This is a genomic window from Pseudomonas sp. TCU-HL1, assembly GCF_001708505.1.
GTDB lineage: Bacteria > Pseudomonadota > Gammaproteobacteria > Pseudomonadales > Pseudomonadaceae > Metapseudomonas.
In genome coordinates this window covers 4,664,838-4,683,190 of sequence record NZ_CP015992.1, presented here as the reverse complement: position 1 = coordinate 4,683,190, position 18,353 = coordinate 4,664,838, and the positions used below count along the sequence as shown (strand labels likewise).

The 18,353-nt window shown below is 65.0% G+C and carries 8 protein-coding genes; 5 read left to right on the top strand and 3 right to left on the bottom strand.

Annotated elements, in window-relative coordinates:
- Positions 1-154: 154 nt before the first annotated feature.
- Entirely contained in the window at positions 155-739 is a 585-nt protein-coding gene (locus tag THL1_RS21495) for a hypothetical protein (RefSeq protein ID WP_069085128.1), read from the top strand.
- Here the strand turns inward: THL1_RS21495 and THL1_RS21490 are convergent.
- Entirely contained in the window at positions 736-1,638 is a 903-nt protein-coding gene (locus THL1_RS21490) for a LysR family transcriptional regulator (RefSeq protein ID WP_069085127.1), read from the bottom strand. The two genes, THL1_RS21495 and THL1_RS21490, sit on opposite strands and share 4 nt — an antisense overlap.
- A gap of 98 nt (positions 1,639-1,736) precedes the next feature.
- On the opposite strand from THL1_RS21490, the gene THL1_RS21485 reads away from it, so the two are divergent.
- The 4 genes from THL1_RS21485 to lapD all read left to right on the top strand — a co-directional run bounded on the left by THL1_RS21485 (position 1,737) and on the right by lapD (position 6,733).
- The gene (locus tag THL1_RS21485; RefSeq protein ID WP_069085126.1) at positions 1,737-3,524 is read left to right on the top strand and encodes an alkyl/aryl-sulfatase; all 1,788 of its coding nucleotides are present in this window, start codon (positions 1,737-1,739) and stop codon (positions 3,522-3,524) included.
- A gap of 77 nt (positions 3,525-3,601) precedes the next feature.
- Entirely contained in the window at positions 3,602-3,850 is a 249-nt protein-coding gene (locus THL1_RS21480) for a DUF1145 domain-containing protein (protein ID WP_145928363.1), read from the top strand.
- A gap of 265 nt (positions 3,851-4,115) precedes the next feature.
- Positions 4,116-4,775 carry a cysteine protease LapG gene (lapG, locus tag THL1_RS21475; RefSeq protein WP_069085124.1) on the top strand — a complete coding sequence of 220 codons (660 nt, stop codon included), beginning with the start codon at positions 4,116-4,118 and terminating at the stop codon, positions 4,773-4,775.
- 8 nt (positions 4,776-4,783) lie between these two features.
- Entirely contained in the window at positions 4,784-6,733 is a 1,950-nt protein-coding gene (lapD, locus tag THL1_RS21470; protein WP_069085123.1) for a cyclic di-GMP receptor LapD, read from the top strand.
- Between the two features lie 109 nt (positions 6,734-6,842).
- Here the strand turns inward: lapD and THL1_RS21465 are convergent, their stop codons facing one another.
- Positions 6,843-7,193 (bottom strand): tryptophan synthase subunit beta, encoded by a 351-nt coding sequence (locus THL1_RS21465; protein ID WP_069085122.1) that lies wholly within the window; start codon positions 7,191-7,193, stop codon positions 6,843-6,845.
- A gap of 85 nt (positions 7,194-7,278) precedes the next feature.
- Positions 7,279-18,006, bottom strand: coding sequence for a retention module-containing protein (locus THL1_RS21460; protein ID WP_069085121.1), 10,728 nt, complete (start codon positions 18,004-18,006; stop codon positions 7,279-7,281).
- Between the last annotated feature and the right edge of the window lie 347 nt (positions 18,007-18,353).

Below are 18,353 nucleotides of genomic sequence, written 5' to 3'. Positions count from 1 at the left end.
TTCAGCATCAACTTGGTGCGTCGCAACACCTGGAAATGGATTTTTCCGACAGGCAGCGAGCGCTGTTCTGTAGGCCCCGTTGTCCAACGCAGTGGGAGCAATCCCAGGCGCCGACATCTGTCTGCGTCGCCCCTCGCGGTCGAAGGAGGCCGCCATGTCCTACCGAGCATTCTTCCTTGCCGTATTGAGCCTGACCCTGGGCGGCTGCGCCGTCTATGACTACGACAACGATTACTATGGCCGCCGCTATTACGACGGCGACGACTACCGTGTGCACCGCTATTACGACGACCCGCCAAGGACGACCTATCGCATAGTCGAACATCGCTACGACGACCGTTACTACGATCGCCGCTATTACGACCGTCGTGACTATGACGGACGCAAGGACTACTACAGGTCCAACAAGCACCACTACGACAAGCACCACTACGACAAGCGCTACTACGACAAGCGCTACTACGATAACGACCGTAACTACCGCCAGGACCGGCGCTATTACCCGCCGCGCCAGGACAACTTCCAGGAACGCCGCCACGACTACACGCCGCGCCTGCAGACCTGGGGCCGGAATGATGCACACCCCGTCCAGCGTCCTCGCGATCACCGCCAGCCGGGCTATCGCCAGTCCGAGTACCGCCAGCAGTACCGGGTGCAGCCGGGGTACGAGGCCCGGCCGCACGACAATAATCGGTACAACAACAACCGCAGCAACTGGTCGATGGAGAACCGGCGCTAGTCAGCAGGAAATCGACTGTCCTCTTCCAGCAACAGCTCCCGCATCGCCCGCGCAGCCGGAGACAGGCTGCGCGCGGCATGGCTGACCACACCATAGGCCGATGAGGTCTGCACGTTCGACAATGGCTCCAGCACAGCCAGCCTCCCGGTGAGCACATCCTCGGCCACCACATCCCAAGGCGCCATGCTGACCACGTCGCTCTCGGCGACCACTGCCTTCAACACCATGAAGTTGTCGCATTCGATGCCCAGCGGCTTTTCGTTGCCGGCGAGCTCACCGATGGCTCTTGCCACCTCCACTGGCAGTTGGGTTCCCGCCAGCGCAAAACGAGCCAGGTCACCCAAGCGAACCTGATCCTGTTCCAGTAGCGGATGCCCGGGACGGCAGAACAGGGTGCCGGTGTGCCGACGCAAGGGAACGATGTCCAGCATGGGATCGCCATCGAATTCGCGAACGTCGGCAACGAACAGCTCGATTGCGTCGTCCAGCAGCCGCTGGCGCAGCGTGTGCCAGTTCTCCAGGCAGAGCTGCACACGTACACCCGGGTGCTGGCTGGCGAAGCGTCCGAGGGCATGGGGTACCAGGCGGGCTGCGGGGTAGGGGCCGGCCCCCAGGCGCAGCTCGCCGCTGTCGAGGTTGTCCAGTTGGGTCACTGCGCTGTGCAGCGCACGACTGCCGTCCAGCAGGCGCCTGGCGTGTTCCAGCACTAGCCGGCCGTGGGCGGTGAGGCTGATCTGGCGCGGCGCACGGTCCAGCAAGCTGCAGCCGAGGCTGGCCTCCAGGGCCTGGATGCTGCGGCTTAGTGCCGGCTGGCTGAGGTTGACCGCTTCCGCTGCGCGGGCGAAGTGGCCGTATTCAGCGAGGGCGACGAAATGGCGGAGCTGGCGAAGGTCATTCATGCGTTGGCTGCATCGAAATTGCAAAAAGAATGCATTGGAATTATTAGCAGGTGCCTGCCAGCCTGTCGCGACCTACAACAACAATCCACGAGCAAACCATGCGCATCACCACCCGTTTCAGCGGCCTGCTGCTGGTCGCTGCACTGCCACTGGGCGCCGACGCCGCATTGCCGAAAGAGACCATCCAGCCCAGCATCAACGCTGAGCTGGCCGAGCACACCAAGCACTTCAGCGAAAAGGTCTACAGGATTGCCGACAACGTCTATTCGGCGGTGGGCTGGAACCTCGCCAACAGCGTGATGATCGAGGCACCCGAAGGGCTGATCATCGTCGACACCGGTGAGTCGGCCGAGCAGTCGCGCAAGGTGTTGGCGGAGTTCCGCAAGATCAGCGACAAGCCGATAAGGGCCATTGTCTACACCCACTTCCACCCGGACCACATCAACGGCGTGAAAGGCTTCGTCAGCGAAGAGCAGGTGAAGAGCGGCGAGGTGCAGATCTATGCCCAGGAAACCCTGCTGGAGAACGTGATCACCCAGGGTGCGCTGGTCGGCCCCATTCTCGGCATGCGCTCGGGTTACAGCTTCGGTGCGGCGCTGCCGGATACCGACAAGAAGGACATGAACGCCGGCCTCGGCCCGCTGGCCCATGAGGGCAAGTCCACCTTCATCACGCCCACCATCACCTTCAAGGACAAGCTCGACACCACCATCGCCGGCCTGCCGGTGCAGTTCCTCCACGTACCCAGCGAAGCGCCGGACGAAATCGTGCTGTTCCTGCCGCAGAACCGGGTGCTGATCAGCGCCGAAGTGACCCAGGGGCCGACCCTGCCGAACATCCACACCCTGCGTGGCACCAAGTTCCGCGACCCGGTGGTGTGGGTGAACAGCCTCGACAAGCTGCGCGCCTTCCAGGCCGATTACATGGTGCCGCTGCACGGCCAGCCGGTGTCCGGCAAGGACAAGGTGGAGGAAGTGCTGCGGATGACTCGCGATGCCATCGCCTATGTCCATGACCAGACCGTGCGCTGGATGAACAAGGGACTGACGCCGGACGAACTCGTGGAGAAGGTCAAGCTCCCGTCCTACCTCGCCGGCTACACCCCCTACCTGCGTGAGTATTACGGCACTGTGAAGCACAGTGTGCGGCAGATCTACCAGGGCTACCTGGGCTGGTTCCAGGGCGACCCGGTGGACCTCGACCCGACCCCGCCGATGGAGAAGGCCAAGCGCCTGGTGGACATGATGGGTGGCCGCGAGAAGGTGCTGCTGGCGGCTGGCGAGGCCTACCTCAAGGGTGACTATCAATGGGCCGCCGAACTGTCGAGCTACGCCATCCGCATCGACCACGACGACCAGTTGGCCCGCGAGATCAAGGCGCGCAGCTTCCGTCGCCTGGGTTACGCCAGCATGAACATCAACTGGCGCAACTGGTACCTGATGAGCGCCATGGAGCTGGAAGGCAAGCTGGATGGCGACGCCGCGCTGCATCTGTCCCAGGGCATGCGCAACGCCTTCCTCTCCGACGACATGCTGAAGAACCTGCCGGCGCGCATCTTCCTGCAGAACTGGGTGACCCGCATCGACCCGGAAAAGAGCGCCGACGTGAACCTGACCCTGGGCTTCGTGTTTCCCGACATCAATGAAGAGTGGGCACTGGAAGTGCGCCGCGGCGTAGCTGAGTTGCACAAGGGCATTCCTGAAGGCACCACGCTCAAGCTGACTTTCGACAAGACCTATCTCGATACCGTCATCAGTGGCCAGAACAGCCTGCTCAAGGGGGCGGTTCTGGGCGATGTGAAGACGGACGGCAACCTGCTGGACATCAAGACCTTCCTCGGTTGCTTCGATTTCGAGGAGGCGGCCATTGCCCTGACCGTGCGTTGAGGCTCCAACCGAAAGTGCGGAGAGCCGCAAGGCAAACCGGCGGCACACTGGCCACCTGATCCGCGAACTCGGGAGACATCATGCACTTGCCATCCTTCCTCAAGGGCGCCCTGGCCATGTTCTGGCTGGTGGCGCTGTTCAACCTCATCTATCCGTTCGGTGAGCCGCTGCACCAGCCCTTGCTGCTGGCGGCCGGCGCGATCCTGCTGGCCCATGTGGGCGAGACCGTTCTGTTCAATCGCAGGCTCAAGGCGCGGCCGTTCCCCTGGGTCGAGCGCCTGCAGGTGCTGCTGTTCGGCTTCCTCCACTTGCGCGGCTTGCGCTGAGGGACGTGCACCGACGTTCTACAGGTAGGGTGCGCTGCGCGCACCGGCGCTCCGATGTGACGCCGCGCGGCCCTGGGCAATCATTGGTGCACACGGTGCACCCTACGCGCTGTCGTCTGCTGCGTAGCGGCAGAATGCCATTGTTTTTTTCGGGTCCAGCCCGCACCATTCGCGGCTTGTTCCACGGGGCCCGGCGGCCTCCGAGACGGGATGGTGGATGCTCCGACGTAGCGTGCAGACCTGGTATACGCCCAGGGGAAGGCGGATGCCGGCCCTGGTGGCGGCGTTGTTGCCGGCACTGCTCACGGGAGTGTTGCAGGCTGACTGGGACTTCACTCTGATCAGCCGGCGCGCTGAGAACCTCTACGGCCCCCTCGGACCCGGCAAGCAACGCATCGACGACTGGCAGGCCATGCTCGGGCGCCTTGCCGGTGTCAATGAGCAGAAGCAGCTGGAAGAGGTGAACCGCTTCTTCAACGCCAAGCTGCGTTTCACCGACGACATCAGCCTCTGGGACCAGACGGACTACTGGGCCACCCCGGTACAGGCCCTGCGTATCGGTGCCGGCGACTGTGAAGACTTCGCCATCGCCAAGTACTTCAGCCTGCGGCAGCTCGGCGTGCCCAGCGAGAAGCTGCGCATTACCTACGTCAAGGCGCTGCGCCTGAACCAGGCGCATATGGTGCTGACCTACTACGCCTCGCCCGACGCGATGCCGCTGGTGCTGGACAACCTGGTCGGCGCCATCCTCCCCGCCAACCAGCGTATCGACTTGCTGCCGGTCTACGCCTTCAACGCCGAGGGGCTGTGGCTGGCCGGCAGCGGTCGGGGCAAGCAGGTTGGGGACGCCAAGCGCCTGTCGCGCTGGCAGGAATTGCTCAAGAAGATGAAGGCCGAAGGGTTCCCGGTGGAACCGGCCCGATAGGAGTCGAGATGTCTCTGTTCAAACAGTTATTGATCGCCATCTGCCTGTTCCTGGTGGTCGCCTTCAGCGGTAGCTTCGTGGTTGGCCTGGAGAGCTCGCGGGAGCAGTACGTCAACCAGCTGCGCTCCCACGCCCAGGATGCGGCGACCGCGCTGGGGTTATCGCTGACCCCGCACATCGATGACCCGGCGATGGTCGAGTTGATGGTCAGCTCCATCTTCGACAGCGGGTATTTCGAGCACATCCGTGTCGTCGAGCTGGAGAGCGGCAAGGTGCTGGTGGAGCGCACCGGCGTGCCCGATGCAGTGGGCGCCCAGGTTCCGCAGTGGTTCGTTGATTTGATTGACCTGCGCTCGGCCGGTGGCGACGCCATCGTCAGCCGTGGCTGGCAGCAGGCCGCTCGGGTGGAGGTACAGAGCCATCCGCTGTTCGCTCTTGCCCGGCTCTGGCAAAGCGCGCTGGGCAGCCTTGGCTGGCTGCTGGCCTGCGGCCTGGCCAGCGCCGGACTCGGCGCCGTCCTGTTGCGTCGTCAGCTGAAGCCGCTGGACTACATGGTCGAGCAGTCCCACGCCATAGCCCGTCGCGAATTTCTCAGCCTGCCGGAATTGCCACGTACGCCGGAACTGCGTCGCGTGGTCCAGGCGATGAACCAGATGGTGGAGAAGCTCAAGGCGCTGTTCCAGGAACAGGCCGAGCGCAGCGAGCGCCTGCGAGACGAGGCTTATCGGGACAGCCTGACGGGCCTGGCCAACCGTCGGTATTTCGAGATGCAGTTGCAGGCGCGCTTGGGCGCCGAAGACCAGGCCAGCGCGGGCTACCTGCTGCTGCTACGGGTGCATGATCTGGCCAGCCTCAACCAGCGTCTGGGCGGCCAGCGTACCGACCAGTTGCTGCTGGCGGTGGCCGAGCTGTTGTCGCAGGTGGCAGCGGGGCAGGGCGCTGGCCAACTGGTAGCGCGCAGCCGGGGTGGCGATTTCGCCTTGCTGGTGCCGGGGCTGGTAGCCGAAGAGGCTGAACAGCTGGCGCAGCGCCTCGATAGCGGCCTGGCCAACCTGGTAAGTACCGGTGCGGCCGATGCCTTGCCGGTGGCGCACATGGGTCTCGTGCCGTTCAGCCCAAGGGACGAACTTGCCTGTCTGCTGCGCCTGGCCGACGAGGCACTGGCCAAGGCGGAAAGCCAGACCGAACGGAGCTGGGCCACCTTGACCCAGGGCGAGGCGCCGAGCGTGGGCGATGAGCGCCATGCCTGGCACCAACTGCTCGGCAAGGCCCTGGCGCAGCGGCAAGTCCAGCTCTATTTCCAGCCGGTGGTGGAGTGCCGGGATCGGCACCGGGTCCTGCATTACAAGGTGCTGTCGCGCCTGTGTGACGAGCGTGGCGAGCACATTCCGGCGGGGCGTTTCCTGCCGTGGCTGCAGCGGTTCGGTTGGATGGCGCGCCTCGACCTGCTCATGCTCGAGCGGGTGCTGGAACAGATGGCCGGCCACGGCGAGACCCTGGCACTCAATCTGTCCGGCGCCCTGCTGCGGGAACCGCAGCAACTGGAAAAGGCCTTCGAGCTGCTGCGCAAACATTCGCAGTTTGCTTCACGTCTGGTGCTGGAGCTGGAAGAGGATCAGTTGCCGGAACAGGCCGTACTGGAACAGCTCACCCGGCGTCTGCGGGAGCTGGGGTTCGGCCTCAGCCTGCAACACTTCGGCGGCCGCTTCAGCATGATCGGCAACCTGGCTCGCCTGGGCCTGGCTTACCTCAAGGTCGACGGCAGCTACATCCGTGCCATCGATTTGGAGGCCGACAAGCGCCTGTTCATCGAGGCCATGCAGCGCGCAGCCCACAGCATCGACCTGCCACTGATCGCCGAGCGTGTGGAGACGGAAGGGGAGCTGGACGTGCTGCGGGGAATGGGCATTCAGGGCGTACAGGGCCAACTGTTTGGTGCGCCGGCGCCCTGGCGCTAGAGCGTACATTGTAGGAGCGAGCTTTGCTCAAGCGGCCGTTGCTGGTGGACTGAAGCCCACCCTGCGGGGTGCGTAGCCGGATGAAATCCGGGGCAGGGGATTAATGGGCTCAGATCAGCCCCGATCCCGCTTCTTCCTCTTCTTCGACGATCAGCCGCGAGATACCACCCAGCGCTTCCCGTGCCTGGTTCCGGCTGAGCAGCTTGGATTGCGCGGCCGGTGGCAGGTCGGTGATGCGGATGACGCCTTTGGCCATCAGCGCCGTGATCAGGTCGTCAAGCACCCGGATCATGTCCAGGTCACTCTGCTTCAGTTGCAGCAGGCTGCTTTGCATCGCCAGGTTGGCGTACCAGGCCTGGATCTCCTGGTCGTCGGCGGGCAGCGTCCCCGTCATTTCGTCGAACCCGGCCGCTTCGACGCGAACCAGATTCCCTACTTCGTCGCGCTGGATGTAGAGCATGGCGAGTCTCCCTTCAGAACTGTCGCGAGCATGAGGCAGACGCCCACCACCCGCAACCACCGGAGTGTTTGCGGGTGGTACGGCATCAGCTGTGATCGACCTTGATGGTGGGATCGGCACCGGCGATCAGCGAACTGATGCTGGAGCCGCTGAGCTGGGTCGCAGCATTTTCCAGCGTGATCGACAGGTCGGCGTGGCTGGCGGGGGTACCGCCGGCGTCGTTCAGGTGGCCGTCCTTGCTCACCAGCAGGGTGGCGTGACCGGTGCCAGTGTCGACGATCAGCTTGAGGAAGTTGTCGATGGTGCTGGTATTTTCCCCTTGCAGCAGATCGCTCAGGTCGATCTTGTCGCCTTCGCTCAGCTTGAAGTCCTTCACCACGTCCTGGGCCGGGCTGCCGGCCACGCCGGCGTCGCCGGATTTCCAAGCGAAGCTGTCGGCGCCGCCCTGGCCCCAGAGGATGTCGTTGCCCTTGCCGCCGATCAGGAGGTCCTTGCCGTCTCCACCGTAGAGCGTGTCATTGCCCTGGCCACCGTTCAGCAGGTCATCGCCTGTACCACCCTGCAGAGTGTCAGCCTGCGAACTGCCCATCAGGGAGTCGTTGCCGGTGGTGCCCTGCAGCGTGGTGTCCGGATCGATGACCACGTTGAAGTCGGTGGACGCCTTGTCACCGGAGCCGTCGGTGACGGTGGCGCCGAGGTTGAGGGTGGTGGTGGAGCCCGCGTCGGCGGTTACCGACTTGGTGTAGCCCACGTTGACTGAGTTGATGGAGAAGTCCGTGTCACTGTTCCCTGCGCGAATCTCGACCGTGTTGATGGAGCTGGTACTGGAGATGTTCACGTTCGGGGACGAACTGGTGCTGGTGTAGCTCTGCCACTGGCCTCCGTTGATACGGTACTGGAGCTGTTCGCTGTCGCTGAAACTCTGCGTTCCGAGTGCCACGGAGGAGATTAATACGCCAGCAATCGCCGCGAATGTCAGTATCACGACCTCGTTGTTGCTGCGGTAGTTGATCTCGCGCTCTTCATTGTTGCTTGTGCTTGAACTGTCGATTCCCAGGCGGCTGCCGTTCCAGTACGGCGTTCCGTTGGTCCCACTCAGGGAAACAGTGAAGTTCGTGGTGTTGGAGGTCGCCTGGGCTGCTCCATTGGACTGGGAGAATGTCAGGCTGCTGCTGCTGTTCTGCGTGGTGGTGGCCTGGTCCAGCGTGCCGACCATCTGCACGGAGAAGCTGCCATTGGCAGCGTTGCCGCTGACCTTGAACACCACCTCATTGGTGCCCTGCTTGACTGCGTCGAGGCTGCCATCGGCATTGGAGCGGTACACAAGGGTCACGCCGCCAGAGGTCAGGGTGACGCTCTCCGATACACCGCCGAACAGCACATTGCCCTTGACCGGCAGGCCATTCAGCGAGCTGTCGTCGGTGGCGGTGATCTTCACCGAAGCACCGCTGGTGTCACGGCCCACCTCGATGCCGAGGCTGGCGGTCGCCTGGGTGCCCACTTCCTTGCTGAGCACCGCAGTCTGTGCGGCTTGCTCCACCACTGGGGCGTAGGGCAGCACCTTCTCGCCATTCAGGGTCACGGTGACGTCGGAGCTCGTCTTGTCGCCGTCGCCATCGGTTACTACGTAGTTGAACTTGAGCTTCTCGATCTGATCCGCGTTGAAGTTGTCGCGGGCTTCGCGGCTGACTTCGAAGCGGTAACGCCCGTCCGCCCAGCCGGTGAAGGTGCCGAACGCGTTGGTGATGGTGAAGCTGCCATCGGCCTGCTGGGTAGCCCCTATCCAGCTGACGCTGGCGTCGCTGCCACTTACCAGGACATCTCCGTCCGCACCAGTGGTGGTGACGGTGGAAACATCGCCGCTGTTCAGCGGGAGACCATCGGTGGATTTCACCACGGCGTACAGGTCGAAGGACGAGGCCGCATTTTCGGTCGTACGAATTTCGGTAACAACGCCTCCTGTCCTCGGATCGAGGAAGCCCTTGATTTCGAATTCAAAGGTGCGGTCGCCCACGGTGAACTGCTTGACCAGGGTGGTGTTGTCCAGACGGATGATGTCGTCATTCGCCGGATCCTGGGTGTTGGACGCGTTGTTCGGAGTTTCCGTATGGTTCAGGTGGACAGTGTGTTCGATGACGGTCGGCACACCGTCGATCATTACGGTCAGTTTCACGACAAGGTCAACACTGCGCAGGGAGGTGCCGCTGATCGGGAAGTTGTTATGTGTGAAGGTCCCGACCTTGAAGTCGCTGTCGGGCAGGCTCGGCCCGGAGGTGCGATAGGCTTCGTTGTCTACGAAGGTATAGCCAGACCCGCTGCTGCCACCCCAGTTGAGCTTATCGATATAGCTGTCGGTATCCGTATTGGATTGGGTCAGGCCGGACGTGTCACCGGCGGTGGATATCGGGTTGACGAAGCCCGCCTCCAGCCCGGAGATGTTGATACTGCTGACCGGGATATCGATGGTAATGCCCCCCGGTGCCGCAGTGGGGACATCGTCTTGGATCTGCACGGTCAGGGTACCGGTGCCTTCGTTGTTGTAGGCATCCTTGACTTTGACTCCGACGTTCAGGTTGAGCACGTCCGGGGAGGTGGCATCCGGGTGGTCGATCGGCTTCAGCAGGTTGACCGAGTAGTTGCCCAGGTCGTCGATGGAGACGGTGATGACTTTATCGGTGCCCGCACTGCCGGTCAGGGTCCTGCCGTCGGTGCTGAGGCCCCAGGTGACAGTGGTGCCACCCGATTTCAATGTCGTTCCACTGGGCGTAACCAGGGTAACGGTGGTCACCGAATCATGGGTGATGGTGACCTTGCCAGTTGCCAGGTTGCTGGTGTCGGTATCAGTGGTGCTCCTCAGGCCGGTCTCCGATACCAGTTTGCTGCCGCCGGTTACCGACGGCGGAGTGTCCGGCAGGTTGTTGACGTTGACGGTGATCTGAGCAGTATCGATCAGGGTGCCGTCACTGGCGGTGACGGTCAGTACGTGCTGCCTGGCGGTCTCGTAGTCGAGGGTCTTGCCGGGGGCAATGCTGATCACACCGGTGGTCGGGTTGATGACGAAGATACTGCTGCCATTTCCGCCGGTGATGCTGTAGGTGATGGCCTGGCCGTCCACATCCCGATCATTGCCGGAGAAGCTGTCGTTGACGTCGAACACCTGCGTGTTGGCGGGCACGTTCTCGTTCATCGAGACGCTGGCATCGACGATGTTCGGGGCGTCGTTGACCGGGGCGACGGTGAGGGTGCCGGTAGCCGGGGTGGCATCCGCCAGGCCGCTGTTGTCCGTGGCGGCGTACTGGAAGGTGGTGGTGCCGTTCCAGTTGCTGTCGGGGCGGAAGTAGATGGTCGCGCCATTGCTAGCTGCTGCGATGACGCTCGCAGCAGTGATGGCGATGGTGCCGGCCGCATCGCTGTAGAAAGTCCCGTGCTGCGGCATCGAGGTGATCTTGAAGCTGGCGATCGTACCGTCCATATCCGAGCCGCTCAGGCTGATGGCGATCAGGCTGTCTTCATCGCCGGTGGCGCTGGTGGCCAGGGTCTGCGGGGCATCGTTGACCGGATTGACGGTGAGGGTGGCGGTGGCCGCGCTGCCGTCGTCCAGGCCCAGGTTGTCCACCGCGGCGTAGTCGAAGGCGGTCTCGCCGTTCCAGTTGGCGCTCGGCACGAAGGTGACGCTGGCGGCATTGCCGGTGGCCGGGACGCTGTCGCCGACGGTCAGTTGCGTGCCGTTGAGCCACAGGGTGCCGTTGGCCGGCAGGGACTTGATGACGAAGTGGGCGACGCTGCCGTCGAGGTCCGAACCGCTGAGGCTGACCGGAATGCCGGCGGCATCCTCGTCGCCGGTGGCGCTGGTGGCCAGGGTCTGCGGGGCATCGTTGACCGGATTGACGGTGAGGGTGGCGGTGGCCGCGCTGCCGTCGTCCAGGCCCAGGTTGTCCACCGCGGCGTAGTCGAAGGCGGTCTCGCCGTTCCAGTTGGCGCTCGGCACGAAGGTGACGCTGGCGGCATTGCCGGTGGCCGGGACGCTGTCGCCGACGGTCAGTTGCGTGCCGTTGAGCCACAGGGTGCCGTTGGCCGGCAGGGACTTGATGACGAAGTGGGCGACGCTGCCGTCGAGGTCCGAACCACTGAGGTTGACCGGAATGCCGGCGGCATCCTCGTCGCCGGTGGCGCTGGTGGCCAGGGTCTGCGGGGCATCGTTGACCGGATTGACGGTGAGGGTGGCGGTGGCCGCGCTGCCGTCGTCCAGGCCCAGGTTGTCCACCGCGGCGTAGTCGAAGGCGGTCTCGCCGTTCCAGTTGGCGCTCGGCACGAAGGTGACGCTGGCGGCATTGCCGGTGGCCGGGACGCTGTCGCCGACGGTCAGTTGCACGCCGTTGAGCCACAGGGTGCCGTTGGCCGGCAGGGACTTGATGACGAAGTGGGCGACGCTGCCGTCGAGGTCCGAACCGCTGAGGCTGACCGGAATGCCGGCGGCATCTTCATCGCCGGTGGCGCTGGTGGCCAGGGTCTGCGGGGCATCGTTGACCGGATTGACGGTGAGGGTGGCGGTGGCCGCGCTGCCGTCGTCCAGGCCCAGGTTGTCCACCGCGGCGTAGTCGAAGGCGGTCTCGCCGTTCCAGTTGGCGCTCGGCACGAAGGTGACGCTGGCGGCATTGCCGGTGGCCGGGACGCTGTCGCCGACGGTCAGTTGCGTGCCGTTGAGCCACAGGGTGCCGTTGGCCGGCAGGGACTTGATGACGAAGCTGGCGACGCTGCCGTCGAGGTCCGAACCGCTGAGGCTGACCGGAATGCCGGCGGCATCTTCATCGCCGGTGGCGCTGGTGGCCAGGGTCTGCGGGGCATCGTTGACCGGGTTGACGGTGAGGGTGGCGGTGGCCGCGCTGCCGTCTTCCAGGCCCAGGTTGTCCACCGCGGCGTAGTCGAAGGCGGTCTCGCCGTTCCAGTTGGCGCTCGGCACGAAGGTGACGCTGGCGGCATTGCCGGTGGCCGGGACGCTGTCGCCGATGGCCAGCTGCACGCCGTTGAGCCACAGGGTGCCGTTGGCCGGCAGGGACTTGATGACGAAGTGGGCGACGCTGCCGTCGAGGTCCGAACCGCTGAGGCTGACCGGAATGCCGGCGGCATCTTCATCGCCGGTGGCGCTGGTGGCCAGGGTCTGCGGGGCATCGTTGACCGGATTGACGGTGAGGGTGGCGGTGGCCGCGCTGCCGTCGTCCAGGCCCAGGTTGTCCACCGCGGCGTAGTCGAAGGCGGTCTCGCCGTTCCAGTTGGCGCTCGGCACGAAGGTGACGCTGGCGGCATTGCCGGTGGCCGGGACGCTGTCGCCGATGGCCAGCTGCACGCCGTTGAGCCACAGGGTGCCGTTGGCCGGCAGGGACTTGATGACGAAGTGGGCGACGCTGCCGTCGAGGTCCGAACCGCTGAGGCTGACCGGAATGCCGGCGGCATCTTCATCGCCGGTGGCGCTGGTGGCCAGGGTCTGCGGGGCATCGTTGACCGGATTGACGGTGAGGGTGGCGGTGGCCGCGCTGCCGTCGTCCAGGCCCAGGTTGTCCACCGCGGCGTAGTCGAAGGCGGTCTCGCCGTTCCAGTTGGCGCTCGGCACGAAGGTGACGCTGGCGGCATTGCCGGTGGCCGGGACGCTGTCGCCGATGGCCAGCTGCACGCCGTTGAGCCACAGGGTGCCGTTGGCCGGCAGGGACTTGATGACGAAGTGGGCGACGCTGCCGTCGAGGTCCGAACCGCTGAGGCTGACCGGAATGCCGGCGGCATCTTCATCGCCGGTGGCGCTGGTGGCCAGGGTCTGCGGGGCATCGTTGACCGGATTGACGGTGAGGGTGGCGGTGGCCGCGCTGCCGTCGTCCAGGCCCAGGTTGTCCACCGCGGCGTAGTCGAAGGCGGTCTCGCCGTTCCAGTTGGCGCTCGGCACGAAGGTGACGCTGGCGGCATTGCCGGTGGCCGGGACGCTGTCGCCGACGGTCAGTTGCGTGCCGTTGAGCCACAGGGTGCCGTTGGCCGGCAGGGACTTGATGACGAAGCTGGCGACGTTGCCGTCGAGGTCCGAACCGCTGAGGCTGACCGGAATGCCGGTGGCATCCTCGTCGCCGGTGGCGCTGGTGGCCAGGGTCTGCGGGGCATCGTTGACCGGATTGACGGTGAGGGTGGCGGTGGCCGCGCTGCCGTCGTCCAGGCCCAGGTTGTCCACCGCGGCGTAGTCGAAGGCGGTCTCGCCGTTCCAGTTGGCGCTCGGCACGAAGGTGACGCTGGCGGCATTGCCGGTGGCCGGGACGCTGTCGCCGACGGTCAGTTGCGTGCCGTTGAGCCACAGGGTGCCGTTGGCCGGCAGGGACTTGATGACGAAGTGGGCGACGCTGCCGTCGAGGTCCGAACCGCTGAGGCTGACCGGAATGCCGGCGGCATCCTCGTCGCCGGTGGCGCTGGTGGCCAGGGTCTGCGGGGCATCGTTGACCGGATTGACGGTGAGGGTGGCGGTGGCCGCGCTGCCGTCGTCCAGGCCCAGGTTGTCCACCGCGGCGTAGTCGAAGGCGGTCTCGCCGTTCCAGTTGGCGCTCGGCACGAAGGTGACGCTGGCGGCATTGCCGGTGGCCGGGACGCTGTCGCCGACGGTCAGTTGCGTGCCGTTGAGCCACAGGGTGCCGTTGGCCGGCAGGGACTTGATGACGAAGTGGGCGACGCTGCCGTCGAGGTCCGAACCACTGAGGTTGACCGGAATGCCGGCGGCATCCTCGTCGCCGGTGGCGCTGGTGGCCAGGGTCTGCGGGGCATCGTTGACCGGATTGACGGTGAGGGTGGCGGTGGCCGCGCTGCCGTCGTCCAGGCCCAGGTTGTCCACCGCGGCGTAGTCGAAGGCGGTCTCGCCGTTCCAGTTGGCGCTCGGCACGAAGGTGACGCTGGCGGCATTGCCGGTGGCCGGGACGCTGTCGCCGACGGTCAGTTGCACGCCGTTGAGCCACAGGGTGCCGTTGGCCGGCAGGGACTTGATGACGAAGTGGGCGACGCTGCCGTCGAGGTCCGAACCGCTGAGGCTGACCGGAATGCCGGCGGCATCTTCATCGCCGGTGGCGCTGGTGGCCAGGGTCTGCGGGGCATCGTTGACCGGATTGACGGTGAGGGTGGCGGTGGCCGCGCTGCCGTCGTCCAGGCCCAGGTTGTCCACCGCGGCGTAGTCGAAGGCGGTCTCGCCGTTCCAGTTGGCGCTCGGCACGAAGGTGACGCTGGCGGCATTGCCGGTGGCCGGGACGCTGTCGCCGACGGTCAGTTGCGTGCCGTTGAGCCACAGGGTGCCGTTGGCCGGCAGGGACTTGATGACGAAGCTGGCGACGCTGCCGTCGAGGTCCGAACCGCTGAGGCTGACCGGAATGCCGGCGGCATCTTCATCGCCGGTGGCGCTGGTGGCCAGGGTCTGCGGGGCATCGTTGACCGGGTTGACGGTGAGGGTGGCGGTGGCCGCGCTGCCGTCTTCCAGGCCCAGGTTGTCCACCGCGGCGTAGTCGAAGGCGGTCTCGCCGTTCCAGTTGGCGCTCGGCACGAAGGTGACGCTGGCGGCATTGCCGGTGGCCGGGACGCTGTCGCCGATGGCCAGCTGCACGCCGTTGAGCCACAGGGTGCCGTTGGCCGGCAGGGACTTGATGACGAAGTGGGCGACGCTGCCGTCGAGGTCCGAACCGCTGAGGCTGACCGGAATGCCGGCGGCATCTTCATCGCCGGTGGCGCTGGTGGCCAGGGTCTGCGGGGCATCGTTGACCGGATTGACGGTGAGGGTGGCGGTGGCCGCGCTGCCGTCGTCCAGGCCCAGGTTGTCCACCGCGGCGTAGTCGAAGGCGGTCTCGCCGTTCCAGTTGGCGCTCGGCACGAAGGTGACGCTGGCGGCATTGCCGGTGGCCGGGACGCTGTCGCCGATGGCCAGCTGCACGCCGTTGAGCCACAGGGTGCCGTTGGCCGGCAGGGACTTGATGACGAAGTGGGCGACGCTGCCGTCGAGGTCCGAACCGCTGAGGCTGACCGGAATGCCGGCGGCATCTTCATCGCCGGTGGCGCTGGTGGCCAGGGTCTGCGGGGCATCGTTGACCGGATTGACGGTGAGGGTGGCGGTGGCCGCGCTGCCGTCGTCCAGGCCCAGGTTGTCCACCGCGGCGTAGTCGAAGGCGGTCTCGCCGTTCCAGTTGGCGCTCGGCACGAAGGTGACGCTGGCGGCATTGCCGGTGGCCGGGACGCTGTCGCCGATGGCCAGCTGCACGCCGTTGAGCCACAGGGTGCCGTTGGCCGGCAGGGACTTGATGACGAAGTGGGCGACGCTGCCGTCGAGGTCCGAACCGCTGAGGCTGACCGGAATGCCGGCGGCATCTTCATCGCCGGTGGCGCTGGTGGCCAGGGTCTGCGGGGCATCGTTGACCGGATTGACGGTGAGGGTGGCGGTGGCCGCGCTGCCGTCGTCCAGGCCCAGGTTGTCCACCGCGGCGTAGTCGAAGGCGGTCTCGCCGTTCCAGTTGGCGCTCGGCACGAAGGTGACGCTGGCGGCATTGCCGGTGGCCGGGACGCTGTCGCCGACGGTCAGTTGCGTGCCGTTGAGCCACAGGGTGCCGTTGGCCGGCAGGGACTTGATGACGAAGCTGGCGACGTTGCCGTCGAGGTCCGAACCGCTGAGGCTGACCGGAATGCCGGTGGCATCCTCGTCGCCGGTGGCGCTGGTGGCCAGGGTCTGCGGGGCATCGTTGACCGGATTGACGGTGAGGGTGGCGGTGGCCGCGCTGCCGTCGTCCAGGCCCAGGTTGTCCACCGCGGCGTAGTCGAAGGCGGTCTCGCCGTTCCAGTTGGCGCTCGGCACGAAGGTGACGCTGGCGGCATTGCCGGTGGCCGGGACGCTGTCGCCGACGGTCAGTTGCGTGCCGTTGAGCCACAGGGTGCCGTTGGCCGGCAGGGACTTGATGACGAAGCTGGCGACGTTGCCGTCGAGGTCCGAACCGCTGAGGCTGACCGGAATGCCGGTGGCATCCTCGTCGCCGGTGGCGCTGGTGGCCAGGGTCTGCGGGGCATCGTTGACCGGATTGACGGATATGTAGACGGTGACCGGCTCGGAGGTTACGCCGGACTTGTCCTTGATGGTGTAGGTGAAGCTGTCTCCGCTGGTTTCACTGCCGTTGTGCTGATAGCTGACGGTGCCGTCGGCATTGACGGTGATAGTGCCATTGGACGGTCCATCGGTGATGAGAAGGCTGCCGAGGTCCAGGCCATCATCTACATCGGTGTCGTTGCCGGCCAGGTTGATGGTGACAGTGCCACCTTCATCCACGTTGGTTTCGTCCGGCTCGGCGACGGGTGCGTCGTTGATCGGTGTGATCGTGATGTCGAGCGTACTGCTGCTGCCGGTGTTGGTGGTGTAGGTCACCTGTGGCACCGCACCGTTCCAGTTGGCGGCCGGGGTAAAGCTGTAGTGGCCATCGGTGGCGATGGTCAGGGTACCCATGTCGGCGATCACGGCACTGGAGCCAGCGGCGAAGCTGCTTGCGACGCCCGCGATAGTGAAGCTGGCGACGGTGAGGCTGCTGTCCACGTCATTGTCGTTGGCCAGCACGTTACCAGTGGCCTCGGCGTCTTCTTTCGCAGTTCCGGTATCGGGGGCCAGGACGGAGGCGTCGTCTACCGGCGTGACATTGGCAAAGCTCAGCTCGGCGGTATCGGTGGTGGTGCCATCGGTCACGGTGTAGGTGGCGGTGGGTACCGGACCTGTGTAGTTCTGCGCAGGGGTGAAGGTGAAGCTGCCGTTGGCATTGATCACCAGGGAGCCGACACCGGTGAGGGTGGCGGTCTGGCCGGCGTTATAGGTGCTGCCGCCTATGGTGAATTGGGTGACGGAGAGGGTATCGCCGTCCACGTCGGAGTCATTGTCCAGGACATTGCCGGTGGCCGGAGTGTCCTCGGTGACGGCAGCAGGGCCGTCATTGGCAGCAACCGGCGCATCGTTGACCGGATTCACGCCAATGGTGACGGTAATGGTGCTGGTACCGCCCTTGCCGTCGCTGACGATGGCCGTGAAGCTGTCGTTGCCATTGAAGTTGGTGTTCGGGGTGTAGGTGTAGGAACCATCCGGGTTTATCACCACGGTGCCGTTGCGCGGGGCGTCGCCGGCGGTGAAGGTCAGGGCGTCGCCATCGGGATCGGTGGCATTGAGCTGGCCGCTGATCGGCGTGTCTTCGTCGGTGGAGAGGCTGGCGTTCTGGCCCTGCGGGGCGCTGTTCGTGGCGTCCGGTTCCGGCAGGTTCCCATTCGGCTCGGTCGTATCGGCCTGCGCTGCACCATTCAGCGGCGTCGTGTCTTCCTCGCCCAGGGCCTCGGTGGCCAGGGGCGCGGTGCTGGTCGGGAAGCCAATGGTCGGGTCGATGCGCTCTGCGGTCGCTTCCAGCATCACGCTGCTATGGCCGCCGCCTGCGGAGCCACCGCCACCTGCACCGCCCGCACTCGGGCCGGCCGCAGTGGCTTCGAGCTCCTGGGTCGGGTCGACGCCGGCTTCGATTGCCTTCTGCAGTTGCGCCACATCATCGGCGGGTGTTTGCGTCGCGGGCTGGGTTGCAGCAGCGGCAACCACGTTCGACTCACTCCATTGAGTGTCACGACCCAGGTCGACGGTGCGGCCGTCGGTCAGTTCGAGCGTCGCCATGCCTTCAAGGCTGGTCTGCAGCTGGTCGCCCTTGAAGAGTCGATCGCCCTCGACGAGCAGTCGCTGGAAGCCTTCCGGCGACATGGCGTAGACCTGGCCAACAATGCTTTTGACGATCGCAATAACACTGCTCATGACATGACTCTCCTGGGTTGACTCTCAGCTGGCTTGTCGTCGCTGGGGTCGCTTCCATCGACGACCAAGCGCAGGACTGACATTCCCTTCTATATTTAATACATATGGCGGCAATGTGGCGCCAAATTATTGGCTTATTACAATTGGCTATTGAGAATATGCCAAAGTATTGACCAATTGATTCTCATCCTAAACAATCGATTCAATGCTGTCACTTTGATATTTGCTCCCTCGTCCCAGGTCTTTCAGTGTGATCTGGATCACGAACTCGGAACGTGGACGAGAAGGGCTTCTGGCTGGCCTCCGGCTAGGTTCCCGGGCCTTCAACTCAACGAAAAGGATGCCAA